General features: G+C 57.4%; 8 protein-coding genes. 5 read left to right on the top strand and 3 right to left on the bottom strand.

Annotated features, from left to right (window positions below):
- The first annotated feature begins 386 nt into the window (after positions 1-386).
- Positions 387-2,555 carry a DEAD/DEAH box helicase gene (locus HMPREF2681_RS08545; RefSeq protein ID WP_070546805.1) on the top strand — a complete coding sequence of 723 codons (2,169 nt, stop codon included), beginning with the start codon at positions 387-389 and terminating at the stop codon, positions 2,553-2,555.
- Between the two features lie 175 nt (positions 2,556-2,730).
- Here HMPREF2681_RS08545 and HMPREF2681_RS08540 read toward each other — a convergent pair whose 3' ends face one another.
- From HMPREF2681_RS08540 to putP, 3 genes are all read right to left on the bottom strand, one after another.
- Entirely contained in the window at positions 2,731-3,231 is a 501-nt protein-coding gene (locus HMPREF2681_RS08540; protein ID WP_049172012.1) for a hypothetical protein, read from the bottom strand.
- A 108-nt stretch (positions 3,232-3,339) separates the two neighbouring features.
- Positions 3,340-3,981: an HNH endonuclease family protein gene (locus tag HMPREF2681_RS08535; protein WP_070546802.1), complete on the bottom strand. Its 642-nt coding sequence runs from the start codon at positions 3,979-3,981 to the stop codon at positions 3,340-3,342.
- 97 nt (positions 3,982-4,078) lie between these two features.
- Entirely contained in the window at positions 4,079-5,602 is a 1,524-nt protein-coding gene (gene putP, locus HMPREF2681_RS08530) for a sodium/proline symporter PutP (RefSeq protein ID WP_070546799.1), read from the bottom strand.
- Between the two features lie 578 nt (positions 5,603-6,180).
- On the opposite strand from putP, the gene HMPREF2681_RS08525 reads away from it, so the two are divergent.
- From HMPREF2681_RS08525 to HMPREF2681_RS08510, 4 genes are read left to right on the top strand one after another with little or no spacing between them, the layout of a single operon-like run.
- Positions 6,181-9,420, top strand: a complete 3,240-nt coding sequence (locus tag HMPREF2681_RS08525; protein ID WP_070546796.1) for a DEAD/DEAH box helicase — start codon at positions 6,181-6,183, stop codon at positions 9,418-9,420.
- The gene (locus HMPREF2681_RS08520) at positions 9,420-10,478 is read left to right on the top strand and encodes a hypothetical protein (RefSeq protein WP_070546793.1); all 1,059 of its coding nucleotides are present in this window, start codon (positions 9,420-9,422) and stop codon (positions 10,476-10,478) included. The genes HMPREF2681_RS08525 and HMPREF2681_RS08520 overlap by 1 nt, the downstream gene beginning before the upstream one ends.
- 2 nt (positions 10,479-10,480) lie before the next feature.
- Positions 10,481-11,656, top strand: a complete 1,176-nt coding sequence (locus HMPREF2681_RS08515) for a metallophosphoesterase family protein (protein ID WP_070546791.1) — start codon at positions 10,481-10,483, stop codon at positions 11,654-11,656.
- Positions 11,657-11,659: 3 nt separating this feature from the next.
- Positions 11,660-14,317, top strand: a complete 2,658-nt coding sequence (locus HMPREF2681_RS08510) for an ATP-binding protein (RefSeq protein WP_070546788.1) — start codon at positions 11,660-11,662, stop codon at positions 14,315-14,317.
- The last annotated feature ends 1 nt before the right edge of the window (position 14,318 follow it).

The following is a 14,318-nucleotide window of genomic DNA, read 5'->3' as shown; positions in this document are numbered from 1 at the left end:
CCTCGTCCAAGAAATCGTCCGTCTAGTGTCGTGACCTTGCGGACAGGAAATGGTTTTTTGACCGACGGTGGCGTAGTCTGGGCAATCGGTGTGAAATCCTGACGACAATGTCGCAGAGAATCTGGCAGCGGTATAAATTCGCTGGTGAAACGCTTGAAAGTGCATAGTGCATGATGGGCGCCCCTCCTCGGAAGTAAAAGCTGAATTGGGTTTGGGCGCAATTTTTCGAAGTATGTGCAAGAGAAGCGATGTCATCGCAATTCCGACGTGAGAGCACTGAAAAACAAGAACGTAAATTGGGCGGGTCATGTATGTGCGACCCAACTGTGAGTAATCAACTGTTGAATATTGAGTGTGCGGGCGAAAAGGCCCAGGAAGAGCCCCAAATGGCTAATAATGAAATGAATGGCAGCGTCGAGGAAAACCGCGAGGATCAGCGCGAAAACCGCGAGGACGCAATTGTGAAGGCCGAGGATGTAGTGGCCGAGGAAGCACCGGTGGTCGAAGAGAAGGCCGCTGAGGAAAAGACCGAAAAGGCTGAGGTCAAGGAAAAGGCCGAGAAGAAGGCCGAAAAGAACAAAGACGACAACGGCGACGACACCGTCGGCTTCGATGAGCTTGAGCTGCCGGATGACATTGTCAATGCAGTTCGCAAGGTTGGGTTTGAGACTCCGTCCCCAATTCAGGCTGCAACTATCCCGACTCTGATGAGCGGCCGCGACGTCGTCGGCCTGGCTCAGACTGGTACCGGTAAGACCGCGGCGTTTGCGCTGCCGATTCTGGCTCGCATTGATCGCTCCGTCCGTGCACCACAGGCTCTGGTGCTTGCTCCGACCCGTGAGCTGGCGCTGCAGGTTGCGGACTCCTTCCAGTCGTTTGCTGATCACCTGGGCAAGATTCAGGTCCTGCCAATCTACGGTGGTCAGTCCTATGGAGTGCAGCTGTCGGGTCTGCGCCGAGGTGCGCAGATTATCGTCGGCACGCCTGGTCGTGTCATCGACCACCTGGAGAAGGGCTCGCTGGACATTTCCGACCTGCGTTTCCTGGTGCTGGACGAGGCCGATGAGATGCTGCAGATGGGCTTCCAGGAGGATGTCGAGCGCATTCTTGCCGACACCCCGGATGACAAGCAGGTCGCGCTGTTCTCGGCTACCATGCCGGCTGCGATTCGTCGCCTGTCCAAGCAGTACCTGACGGAGCCGGAAGAGATTACCGTCAAGTCCCAGACTCGCACTGCGGACAACATTCGCCAGCGCTTCCTGATGGTCAGCCACCGCAACAAGCTGGACGCGCTGACCCGCATCCTCGAAGTCGAGGAATTCGAAGCGATGATCATGTTCGTGCGCACCAAGCACGAGACCGAGGAGCTCGCCGAGAAGCTGCGTGCCCGCGGATTCTCCGCTGCTGCCATCAACGGCGACATCCCGCAGACTCTCCGTGAGCGCACGATTGATCAGCTCAAGGACGGCCGCCTGGACATCCTGGTGGCAACCGATGTGGCTGCTCGTGGCCTGGACGTTGACCGCATTTCCCACGTGGTCAACTACGACATTCCGCACGACACCGAGTCCTACGTCCACCGCATCGGTCGTACCGGCCGCGCTGGCCGCTCCGGCGAGGCGCTGCTCTTTGTCACCCCGCGTGAGGGACGCCTGCTGCGCTCGATCGAGCGTGCAACCAAGTCGCAGCTGCACGAGATGAAGCTGCCGACCGTCGATGAGGTCAACGACTCTCGCAAGCAGAAGTTCGCTGATGACTTGACCGAGGCGCTTGCTGATTCGCAGGTTCCGGTCTTCCGTGAGCTCATCGAGGAGTACGCAGAAGAGCACGACACCCCACTGGTTGATATCGCCGCCGCTATCGCTGCGCAGGCACAGTCGGGCGACTTCCTAATGAAGGAGCCGCCGCGTGGCCGTCGTAACGACCGTGACCGTGATCGTTTCGATCGCGACCGCAACCGTGGCCGCGATGGTCGCTCCCGCGGTGAGCGCGGTCAGGGCAAGCGCGCTGACCTGGTCGAATTCGACCGCGAAGGCACCGCAACCTACCGCATCAGCGTCGGTCGTCGCCAGCACGTCCGCCCGGGTGCCATCGTCGGCGCCATCGCCAACGAGGGTGGCCTGTCCTCCAAGGACTTCGGACACATCGACATCCGTGGCGACCACACACTGGTCGAACTGCCGGCCAACCTGCCGCAAGAAGTCATCAACAACCTCTCCGATACTCGCATCTCCGGCCAGCTCATTGGGCTGAAGCTTGACGACGGCACCTCGGTCGACGACAGCGATGACTACCGCGGTGGCCGTGGTGGCTACCGTGGCGATCGTCGTGATGGCGGCCGCGGTCGCGGAGGATACCGTGGTGGTCGCGGTCGCGACGACCGCCGTGGTGGTGGCCGTGGCCGTGGCGGCTACCGTGGAAACTTCGATGACGGTGACGATTTCGGTGGCCGTGGTCGCGGTCGCGATGACCGTCGTGGTGGCGGTCGCGGTCGCGGTGGCTACCGTGGTGACCGTGATGACCGTCGCGGTGGTTACCGAGGCGGACGCCGCTAAACCTGCTAGGTGAGGTGAGCTGGGGGGGGAGCGTCGTCAGGCGACAACCGACGACCGCCCTTGGCGCTGACCTAGAAAATAAAAAAACTGCCGGTGCGCATGTACTTCCAAGCCCTAAAAGTCGGGCCGAAACGTACAGGCGCACCGGCAGTTTTATTGTGTCTGAGCGTGAGCTCTAGATGAAGAACATCAGGATGCCGGCGACAACCCACAGCAGGGAGAAGATGCCGGAGAACATAGCCAGCTGGCCCTTCTGCTTGTCCCAGTCGAGCTCTTCAGCCTTCTTGCGACGCTCGATGAACTCCGGATCGTCAGCATCCTCGTCTTCGTCAGCGATGCCGAGGCCGGCCATCATCAGACGCTGACGCGGAATGACCAGGAAGAACAACAGTGCCCAGGCGATGATAGCCAGCAGGATTGCGGCGTGCATTGCCCCGGACTTCATGTAGGTCGACACATCGGTGAACATGACACCGAAGCCGAGCAGCGGCACGAGCAGCGACCACATGCCGTAGGTGCGCGAAATGGCGTGCATGGTGCGCGCGGCGCCGACCGTTCCAGCCTCTCCGCCGCGGGCTGCAAGCGCGAGCTTCGGGAACATCGAAATTGCGACAGTCACCGGTCCAAGCAGCAGGATTGCCGCCAGGACGTGAACCATAAGAACTACGTTTTGCACGTATTACCTTTCCACGACTGAATGTAGGCCTCGCGTTCAAGCGAGGAGTGGCCTGGATATTTCTTTATTAAGACCAGTCCTTAACTTAACGTGCTCGCACTATTTTCTCTATTTCGTGCCTTTCCTCGCGCGGATTCCACACGCAGCTGCCATCGCCTTCCAGTCTGCCGAGGATACGGGCAGGTCCCATTTAATGGCCACCGCTAAGTAACGATGCGAGTAGTCACACGCCTTTGCATCCTCGGGAAGCCATTCGGCCGGGCTGGCATCTCCTTTATCCCGGTTGACCGCGCTTCGTGTGGGCACGAGGTTGGTCTCGATATCGTTGGCAAATTGCCGACGCCTCTCGGGATCCCAGGCGTAGGCTCCGAAATCCCACGCCGCTGCCAACGGATAAATGTGGTCGATATCGACCTCATGCGCACCAACCGGGTCACCCGTGTAAGGGTCAGGGATTTCGCGCGGGGAGCCGTCGTCAAGCGAACACGCAGAGCCCCCGAACCACGCCGCCAACACTTTATGGCGTGTATTGCAATCGGCAGAACCTGCCCAGACGTCGAAGCGCTCGCGCTTGTATCCGGTGACGGTGGGGCGGTCGGCGACGACGCGTACGGTGCGCAGTTGCTTGACGACGGCTTCCGTCTCCGAGCCCGCGGGGGAGGAGGTGACGAGAACTCGCGTAAGCGCAAAGGATGAGACAAAGGCGGCAGTCAGGGAGGCGGCCAGGATGGCAAATAAAAAAGGGCGCATACCTAGTTGGGCGCGAAAAATACTTTTTCGGTTCCCTTGTAGGTATGCGCCGGGGCTAGCCTGCGGGGCTAGCGGAGGCCAAGCCTAGATCAAAGCGTTAGACCAGAGCCTGCTTTGCTGCGTGGTCGAACTCTTCCTTGATTTTCTCGTTCGGCTCCTTGGTAAGCAGCGTGACAATGATCATCACGACAGTTGCAGCGGCGAAGCCCGGGACGATCTCGTAGAGAGTGTCGCTGAGCGAGCTCATGCCCCATGCGAAGGAGACAACCGCACCGGTGATCATGCCGGCAGCAGCACCTGGCGTGTTCAGGCGCGACCAGTAGAGGGCGGCCAGCAGCACCGGGCCGAATGCCGAGCCGAAGCCAGCCCACGCGAAGCCAACCAGATCCAGAATGGAGCTGTTCGGGTTAGCAGCGATGATTGCGGCGATGATGGCGATCAGCGCGACGGCGACGCGGGAGAGAGCCATGTAGGTCTTCGGACGCAGGGACTTGTTGACCGTTGCCTTGAACAGGTCCTCGATTAGCGCGGAGGAAGACACCAGCAGCTGCGAGGAAATGGTGGACATGATTGCTGCCAGTACTGCAGTCAGAATCAGGCCTGCAATCAGCGGGTGGAACAGGATGCGGGTCATGTCCAGGAAGATGGTCTCGTAGGAAGACGCATCAGTGACCGAAGCATCTGGGTTCGTAGCGAAGAAAACAGTTGCGGTCAGCGCCACGAGGACGGAGCCGAGCATGCACAGTGCCTGCCAGCCAACGCCCCAGCGGCGGCCCTCGGTTGCGTCCTTTGCACTACGCAGAGCCATGAAGCGAACGATAATGTGCGGCTGGCCGAAGTAGCCCAGACCCCAGCCGAGCAGACCGATAATCGTGATTAGCGGAATGCCAGCGAACGGATCGAAGAAGGCCTCAACCGGCTGTCCCTCGCTGCCCGGGTAGGGGTTGTTAGCAGCAAAGCTGAAGATGTCCGAGGCGGAGTTGCCATTGTTGATTAGGTAGATGATGCCGACAGTCGGAACCGCCAGCAGTGCGATGAACATAATGATGCCCTGCACCGTGTCTGTGTAAGACACCGCCAGGAAGCCACCGAACAGGGTGTACGCGACAGTGATAGCCGCTACCAACAGCATGCCGACGAGGTAGTTGCCACCGAACGTCGACTCCCAGTAACGGCCACCTGCCACCATGCCCGAGGAGACGTAGAAGGTGAAGAACAGCAAAATAATCAGGCCTGCGGCAACGCGCAGCACCTTCGACGTATCGTGCAGACGATTCTCCAGGAACGACGGCACGGTAATCGAGTTACGAGCAATCTTGGTGTAACTACGCAGGCGTGGTGCGGTGAACTTCCAGTTCAGCCATGCGCCTGCGACCAGGCCGATTGCAATCCAGGTCTGGTTCAGACCCGAAAGGTAAATCGCGCCGGGCAGACCCATCAGCAGCCAGCCGGACATGTCCGATGCACCCGCTGACAGTGCCGCGACGAACGGATGTAGGCCGCGGCCGCCAATCATGTATTCGTCATACTCTGCAGTCTTTTTCCATCCGGTCCAACCGATGTAGACCATCAACAGCAGATAAATGACTAGTGCGATGATGAACCATGTGTGTTGGTCCACAGGGCAACTCCTCATTATTTATTAGTCGTACAGTCGGACTCGCGCACTACCTAGCGCACCAAAAAGCATTTTCGGCGCACAACTCAGTTTCGCTTAATCAAGTCTGCTTGACGACGTTCACAGCGCCGCGGCAGCATCGAGCCAAAAAGTGGCCGACGTCCACGGTGGAACCTGCGGTTCGCGATTCAGCACAGCTTCAGCTTCCGGACTATCTTCGACAGTCAGCGGAGCCTACTGGCACATGCGAACCATGGCAGAACTATTGCACGAGTCACACATTTTTAATTCTTGTGGCCTATACGACGTTTTCATGTGATGCGCTGCATTGCAAGATAAGAAGCGTTGAAAAAGCTTTTAAAAATCGGTTAAGTGCGACAAATTACCTGGGAAAAGGGGTATTTGGGTAGAGGAGGAGTAATTTTTGCAAGATACATAATTCGAACATGCGTGCTAATGTTGTGGTGTGGTGGAAAAGCTGATCCGGGGTGCGTGGCAGAATCTTCATTGAACAAATATCTGGTGGCGAAGTCGCCGGGTGATTAGACGGTGATGACTGAGCAAGCAGTGGGGAGGAAGTAATGGACCAAGTTGCTAAGTCAGCGGTGCCGTTGCTGCTGCACGCGGTCTGGAAAGATGATTCGGGTCTTCACCTATGGGTGGAGCGGCCAGAGGGGCACCGGATTATTGCGGACGTGGATTTGCTGGAAGTCCCGGCGCATCAGCGTCGGCTTTTTGCAGTGCTGGACCAGGGGAGTCGAGCGCAACTGACGCTAAAACTGCGCACACCGAAGGGGCGGGCAGTAGAGAAAGCGGTACCCACATGGGTGTTCCCGCCATGGGCTGCGGTGACGGCACTGGTGCAATTGCAGGAGGAAGTTTCCTCGGCGGCGATGGCACCGGATCTTCGGTTCTTTGTGGATGTTGTACAGGGATTGGATGCTTTCGCACGCTCTGGGCGGGCATTGGTGGCGCTGACGTGGGAAGACAATGAGTGGTGGCCGACGTGGCGGATGTCGGAGGGGCTGAGTGAGATTGCTTGGCAGAGTCAGGTCATTTCTCGTACACCACCGGTATTGATTGATAACGGAGGCGCCACGGTGGCTGAGGATTTCATCAATCGGATGTTTCATTGGGTCACCAACGCGCTTCTGGCCGATCTGGATGAACCGGCAGAACAGCGGCAGAGTTTCGTGCGGTCGTTGTTGCAGTCTCAGTCCCTGGGGCGTGCGACGCCGGGGGTGGCGCAGTCACTGGCAAAGTGGAGGCTGTCGGCCGATGGTGAGGATGTTCGTCTGCAGCTAATGGTGCAGGAACCTGTTGGTTTTGAAGGCCAGCTGGAAGACTTGCCGGATGTGGATCTTCCGCAGCTGTTGGAGTTGCGGAATCGAGCGGATGAAGAAGGCGGCTCAGTAACTCGCTTCAATCCTCGTTCAGCTGCGGTGGAACATGAGACTCTATGGCCATTGCGGATGTACTACCGCATCGGCGTCGCAGCTCCGGAGCGCCTGAATCCAGAAATGTGTCGCCGGTCCGTGCTGTCGCTGCTTCGCCCGCAGCTATTGGCGGCACAGGAGGCATTCCCAACGCTCAAATATGCGAAAGCAGCGGGACACCCGGGCTTGGATCTGCTGCTGACCTCAGAGCAGCTGATAGAGCTTATGACTGATGGCATCTCGCAGCTGGCAAAGGTTGATATCGATGTGATGCTGCCGCCGAACTGGAAGTCAGTGGAGACCACCCTGCAGTTGCACACTGAAGTCGTCCAGTTAGATCCGACGGGGCCTGCTGGGCGCCGTTCGGAACCGAAACTCGGATTTGACCAACTGGTGGATTACGAGTGGAAGCTGGCCGTGGGGGATGCCGTACTGACGGAAGCGGAAATGCGTGAGCTCGCTGCATCGAGTACGGGGCTAGTGCATCTGCGAGACCACTGGGTGCACGCGAACCCAGAGGTAGCTAGAGAAGCCCTGAAGTTTTTGGTGGAGCAGACCAAGGCCGGGGAGGAGACCGGTAAGGGGCAAGCCACCCTGAAAGAGCTGGTCTTCGACGGTGGCTTGGAGTCTCAAGCTCCAGCAGCAGTGCCAGTCGCCCCCAGGGATCCCTCTTGGCTCAAGGCGTTGGTGTCGAAGTACTCAGACGGTTCCACGGCCCTCGCAGAGTCGGTCGAGGTGCCACCGAGTTTTGTCGGTGAGCTGCGGGAGTATCAACAGCGCGGTGTGGAGTGGCTGGCGGATATGTCCAACCGCGGCTTTGGTGTCATTCTCGCTGACGACATGGGGCTTGGTAAGACTGTGCAAATTCTGGCGCTGTTGGAGTATGAGCGCTGCCGTCGTCAAGCGGATGCGAAGGATCAAGAGCACAAGGCTTCGCTTCTGGTCGTTCCGACAGGTGTGCTGCGCAATTGGGCAGCAGAAGCGGCAAAGTTCACTCCAGAGCTTAAGGTTGGGCTGCTGCATGGTTCAAACCGCCCTCATGGTGGGGAACTACAAGAATTTATCGGAAAACACGATGTTGTTGTGACGACCTATGGTGTTGCTACCCGCGATGTGAACGAACTCGCCCAAGTGCAGTGGGATCATGTGATTGCTGACGAAGCACAGGCAATTAAGAACCCCAACGCACAGGTATCCAGAGCGCTGCGGAGCCTGGGCTCGCGACACAACATCGCCATGACTGGTACTCCGGTGGAAAATGACTTGGGCGAACTGCGCACCATCATGGATTTCTGTAATCCAGGCATGCTGGGCTCGGCGAATGCATTTCGCAACAAGTTTGCGATTCCCATCGAGCGTGATGGGAATGCGGAAATGCTGCTGCAATTACAGTCGATTACAGCACCTTTTATCCTGCGCCGACTCAAGTCGGATCCAGCTATCGCGCCGGACCTGCCCAAGAAGAATGAGCAGGTGGAGATGGTTCCTCTCACGACGGAGCAGGCTTTCTTGTATCAGGAGGCCGTGAAGGATATCGAGGACAAGCTTAAGCGCTCGAAGCGGAATCGTTCTGGCAGCTTCGGGCGAAAGAGCATCATCCTCGGCGGCATCATGAAGTTGAAGCAGATTTGCAACCACCCAGCGCACTACCAGCACGACGGCTCGGGGCTGCTTAATCATGGGCAGCATCGCTCGGGCAAGGTCGCACGGTTGGAAGAGCTCGTCGATGAGATTGTGCAAAACGGTGAACGCGCGCTTGTGTTCACGCAGTTCGTGGAGTTTGGCAAGATGCTTGCCCCTCATTTCAGCAAGCGCTTGGGCGTGGACATTCCGTTTATTCAGGGGGCAATGACTCCGGGACAGCGCGAGAAAGTAGTGGCAGAGTTTAATGCCCCGGACGGTCCGCCAATCATTTTGCTATCGACTCTCGCAGCGGGTGTCGGCATCAACCTGGTTGCTGCCAACCACGTCATTCACATTGACAGGTGGTGGAATCCAGCGGTTGAAAACCAGGCCACGGACCGTTCCTACCGCATCGGTCAGCGTAAAGACGTGCACGTGCACAAGCTGGTCAGTGTTGGAACGCTTGAAGAACGCATCGACGAGCTGATTTTTGAAAAAGCAGAATTGGCCGATGCAGTTGTGCGTGCTGGCGAAACCAAGCTGACGGAGATGGATTTTCACCGTTTGCGGTCTCTGTGGCAATTGGACAAGGACAAGATTCAGTCACTGCGTGAATCGATGGACGCAGCGGAGTCAAAGTCCGGTGGGACGGTGACCGATGGGGTGAACCCAGAGGCCACGGCATCGGATTCCGCAACCTCGGATGACGATTCGATTCCCAACAATGTGACACCGTTTAGAGTCCAGAAGAGGTGGTACTAATGGCCGGTGACGGAGACGTGACATGGGGCGACAATGTCATCTTTGCCGAGTTTGGCAAGGGCCCCTCTGGAAAGCGCGGTCGTAAAAGGACTACGGCGCGAAGCGCGCCAGCAACCAGCTCGACGATTGAAAAGCTCCTGGCCACCCAGGACTGGGCTGGTGCATTTACCGGGCAGCAGCGACGTGGAACCTCAGCGCGTGTGGCGGTCGAGCCCCGTACTACTTTTGCCCGGTGGGTGTGGGAGTTCATCATCCGTGGCGCCGATTCGGGTCGTGTTCACAGAGGCGAGAAGTACAGGTTCGACGGCAATGTGCTCGGGCTTCGAATCGCGGATGGTTACATCATCGGGGAAGTGCAGGGCAGCCAGCCGGAACCATTCTCAGTCTTTATTCGGTTCCCACGGCGGGAGCAGAAACAAACTGACGATGTACTGCGGTGGTTGGTGAACAATCCGTCGGCCTTCACAGAGTTTGAGCACGGCGAGTTGCCGTATGAGCAGATGGAAATGCTGTTGTGCGATGGTGAAGAGCACACTTATAGCGAATGCACCTGCCCGGACCCGGCACCTGTGTGTAAGCACACAGTTGCAGTTGCCGCTCAACTTGTCGCTGATATCGACCGCGATCCGCTGTCGCTACTGCAGCTGCGCGATTATCCGCAGCGCGAATTGCAACGCCGGCTTCAGGAACTAACACAGCTGCGAAACCGGACTGCGCCAAAGCGCCTCGGACTTGGCGGTGCGGTTCGGGAAGATCCCAATAAAACCGCCCAGAACTCGGATGGCGCTGGTGGAAAAGATGGCGGTGACAACGAGCAGAAAAAGGTTGCTGAGCTTTTCGCAGTCGAAGCCGACTACTGGGGCAATGATTTGGAACGAGTCAGTGTTCCTTCGCTCGAGGTTATTGACCCACTAACAGTTACCGACCGTAGTTTGCTGCATGAAGCATTGCAGCCAACCTGCGTAATTTCGAGAGAGACCATTCGTGCAGTCGCCGATTTGGAAGATTGTTGGCAACATCTGCAGGAATCGCTGAGCCTGGGACAAAAGGAGCACTAGTCATGAAATTCATTCACACCTCAGATTGGCAACTGGGAATGACTCGGTGGTTCCTAGAGCTCGATGGCGGTGAAGCCCAAGCTAGGTTCCACGAAAGTCGCCTCAACGCCATCGACCGCATCGGTGAGTTGGCGACCAGCGAGGGCGCTGAGTTCATCGTCGTCGCTGGAGACGTGTTCGATTCCAACACATTGCCGGACAAGGTGTTCTTGCGGGCTCTTGAGCGAATAGCCAAGCTACCCGTGCCGGTGTATCTCCTGCCCGGCAACCATGATGCGCTTGATGCTTCTTCCATTTATCGACGTAGCGCTTTCGAATCTTTGGAAGACCGAGGAGTTTACGTAATTCGCGACAGCCAGCCCATTTCCATCCGTGACGGGGTGGAACTCATCGGTGTGCCAGTACGCGGCAAGTATTCGGCAGACGACATCGTGGCGGAAATAGCCACGGAGCTTGAGCCGGCCGATGGAATCCGAGTGATGGTCGCACACGGCCAAGTAGAAGGCTTTGGTGCTGATGCGGGAGCCACCATTGATTTGACCAGCTTGGAACAGGCTATTGACCGTGGGGCGTTGCACTATGTGGCGCTGGGGGATTCCCACTCCACGAGCCAACTTGACCATGCTGGCAGAGTTTATTTCTCCGGCGCACACGAAACCACAGCGTATGACGACAAAGAACGGGATTCCGGCAATGCGCTAGTCGTCGACATCGCAGAGGACGACCCCGAAAAAGGCTCAGTCACCGTGGCCTCCCACCGAGTGGGGCAGTGGGCTTTTCATGCCATCGACATGGATATCACTGGCGCGGAAGACCTCGATGAGTTCTTTGCTGAACTGGACGGTATAGAGACGAAGACAGACACAGCGGTGAAGTATTCATTGCGAGGAACCGTGACACTGTCAGAGTCGACTACCTTTGAAAACCGACTTGAGCAGTACCAACAGCTTTTCGCTGCACTTTATCGCCGGGAAAGTGGCTCCGATTTAACGGTGGTTCCGTCCGAAGGGGATATCTCTAATCTCAATCTCACCGGTTATCCGCTCATAGCTGCAGAAAAACTAACGGTCTTGAGTAAAGGGCGAACCGAGAGTGGTAGCCCCCTATCAGAATCTGAAACCACCGCAGCAGCTGATGCGCTTCGCTTGCTGGCCCGCCTAGCCGGAGAGAAGGAATAGATCATGCGTTTTCACGACATCGAATTACACAATGTACGTGCGATTGATTCACTCTCAATCACAGGGCTCGCCGAGCGTGGCGTGGTAGTGATTTCCGGTGAAAACGAGTCGGGTAAGACGACAATCGCCAAAGCTATTCACGTTGCACTGACGACAAAATGGAAGTCCAAGTCAAGCGAAGCGCTTAGTCTGAACAGTCACTCCAGCCAGGAAAAGCCGCAGGTTAAGCTCCGGCTGGAGCTTGACGGCTACGAATTTACGCTGGACAAGATCTTTGGTAGCACCAAGGACACCGGCACAATCGTCACCGTCCACTCTCCGACAGCCGAGGTTCTCAAAGATGACCAGGCGGAGGAGTGGCTGGCCGCCCGAATGCACAATGCAGATACCAAGAACCTGTGGCAGGTTTTCGTTGCTGAACAGGGGCAAGCACAAAAGACCCTCTCCTTGGGCGGTTATGCACAGGTCACTAGCGCACTGCAGTCGGCATCGGGGCAGCGCGCGGAAACCGCAGAAGAGGTAGGCCTTTTTGAAGCCGTTGAAGCCGAATACGGCAACTATTTCCAAAAAAATGGCAAAGAGCGCAAGCAGCTTACCGACGTAGACAAGGAGCTGGCCGAAGCCCAGCAGGTGCGCGACGAAGCGGCGAAAAAGGTCCGGGAATTCGAAGCGCTCAATGAGGAAGCTGCTCGTAATGAAGAAAGCCAGCAAACGCAGCGGGCATCGTTGCCAGAAGCCCAAAACGAAGTCGAGCACTGGGGCCAGGCACTAGAAGAACTCGAAAAATTCAGGGTTGCCGTCTCCCAGGCACAGGAGGTCTCTGCAGCGGCGAAGCAGCAGCTGGACTTAGCTAAACAGGCTCAGCAAGAGCGCGAAGCTTTCATTCAGCAGGCACAAGAAGCCAACGATCAGCATTCTGCCGCAGAGAAGAAAGTTGCTGAATTTAAGGAAGCGTTCGATAAGGAGGTCGCAGCTTTAAAGAAGGCGCAGGAAGATCGCGATGCGGTTGTAAACACGTACCGCGAAGCTCGAAAGGCAGAAGAACTGGCCGCAGCTGAAGTTGCATTGGGAGAGAAGCGCGGTTTGGTTGAAGCCCTGTCGAAGCGAGTGGAGAAACTCGATGCGCTCCGCGCGCAATTGGCAGAGCACAAGGAGATAATTACTCGGAATTCCGTTACCGAAGAGGTAATGGAAAAACTGTTGACCTGCGAACGCGAAGTTGCAACAGCCACCGCTGTGCTGGAGGCATCGAGCCCGAGTATGCAGCTCTCGGCTAGCAGTGCGCAGGAGGTCACGGTCGACGGCGAGAAAGTGGGGCTAGCTCCGGAGGCTGAGACAGTTCAACGTGCGGTTACTAAGCCATTGGCCATCGAAGTCGGCGACGTCACGGTTGCTATCCAGCCCGGAGACGGCTCAGATTCGCAGCAGCGCAAGCTAGAAAAAGCAGAGACATCGCTCAAAGAACAGCTTGAGGCGGCAGGCGCTGATTCTGTCGCGGAAGCACAAAAGGCACACACACGACGTCGTGAAGCGGAAAAAGCAAAATTCCAGGTGGAGACATCCATAACTGCGGTGTCCGACGGTGTGGAGTATCACCAGCTCACAGCAGAGTTGGACGATGCGAAGGAAGAAGCACGAGTACACGGCGAGCGGTATCGGGAACTTGCGGGCGAGGAAGCGCCGACGGAGATTGACCTGGTATCGGCAAAGTCCCGGCTGGAAGAAGCTGCAGTGGGGCGTAGGGATGCCGAGTCGGAGCGCGACAGTGCTGATATGCGCTTGTCGAAGCTGGAGAAGCGTCCTGCACACGCCAACTATACGAAGGCCAGCAGCGAGCTTGAAGGGGCTCGGTCCGTCCTGAAGGTCCGCGAAGATTCGCTCACGGCGACGCGAGAAAAAGCCTCGGATGCCGAGATCTTTGCTGCGGTGGAAAACCGAGGCAAGGACTATGAGGCGGCAGAAGAGCAACTGGCTGCGGCCCAGAAGGAACTAGCGCAGCGGGATGCCGACGACGTGGAAGCATCGCTCGCGGGCGCTAAGCAGCGACGGGATGCAGTTGAGAATCGCCTGGCTGAGCTGGAAAAGCGTCGGCAAGAGATTCGGGTGCACTTGGACTATTTCGACAGCGCGAATGAGAAACTGGCAGCTGCTGAGGGAGTAGTGGAGCGAACACAGCGAGATCGGAATTCAATGCGTCGACGTGCAGCTGCCGCCAAGACTCTCATAGAGGTAATGACACAGGCACGCGCGGCATCGCGGAATGCGCTGGCTGACCCCTTGCTCCGCAAGCTCGAAGAGTACGGTGGCGGTGTTTTCGGTGCGGGAACTCAGTTCACGATGAATGAGGACTTGCAGGTTGAGTCACGGTCCAATGCCGATGGCAAGTTCGATGTCGATGAGCTATCTGGTGGAGCGCAGGAGCAGCTGGACATTCTACTGCGCTTGGCCGCTGCCGGTGTCATGGAGGGCGGGCAAGGCGCTCCGGTGATTATTGATGATGCATTAGGTTATTCAGATGGACACCGTTTGCGGCGGATGAATAATGCTCTTGCCAAAGCGGGGCGCGATATGCAGGTATTAGTCCTGACGTGCGATGAAGCCCGCTTTGATCGTGTGACAGGAGCGGAGTTTATGAAAATTCAGGATTTGGTTTCAAGATAGT

The sequence above is a fragment of the Corynebacterium sp. HMSC064H12 genome (genome assembly GCF_001809925.1).
In the GTDB taxonomy this organism is placed as follows: domain Bacteria; phylum Actinomycetota; class Actinomycetes; order Mycobacteriales; family Mycobacteriaceae; genus Corynebacterium; species Corynebacterium jeikeium_D.
The sequence above is the reverse complement of the archived record's forward strand: the minus strand, read 5'-3'. Positions and strand labels throughout refer to the sequence as shown.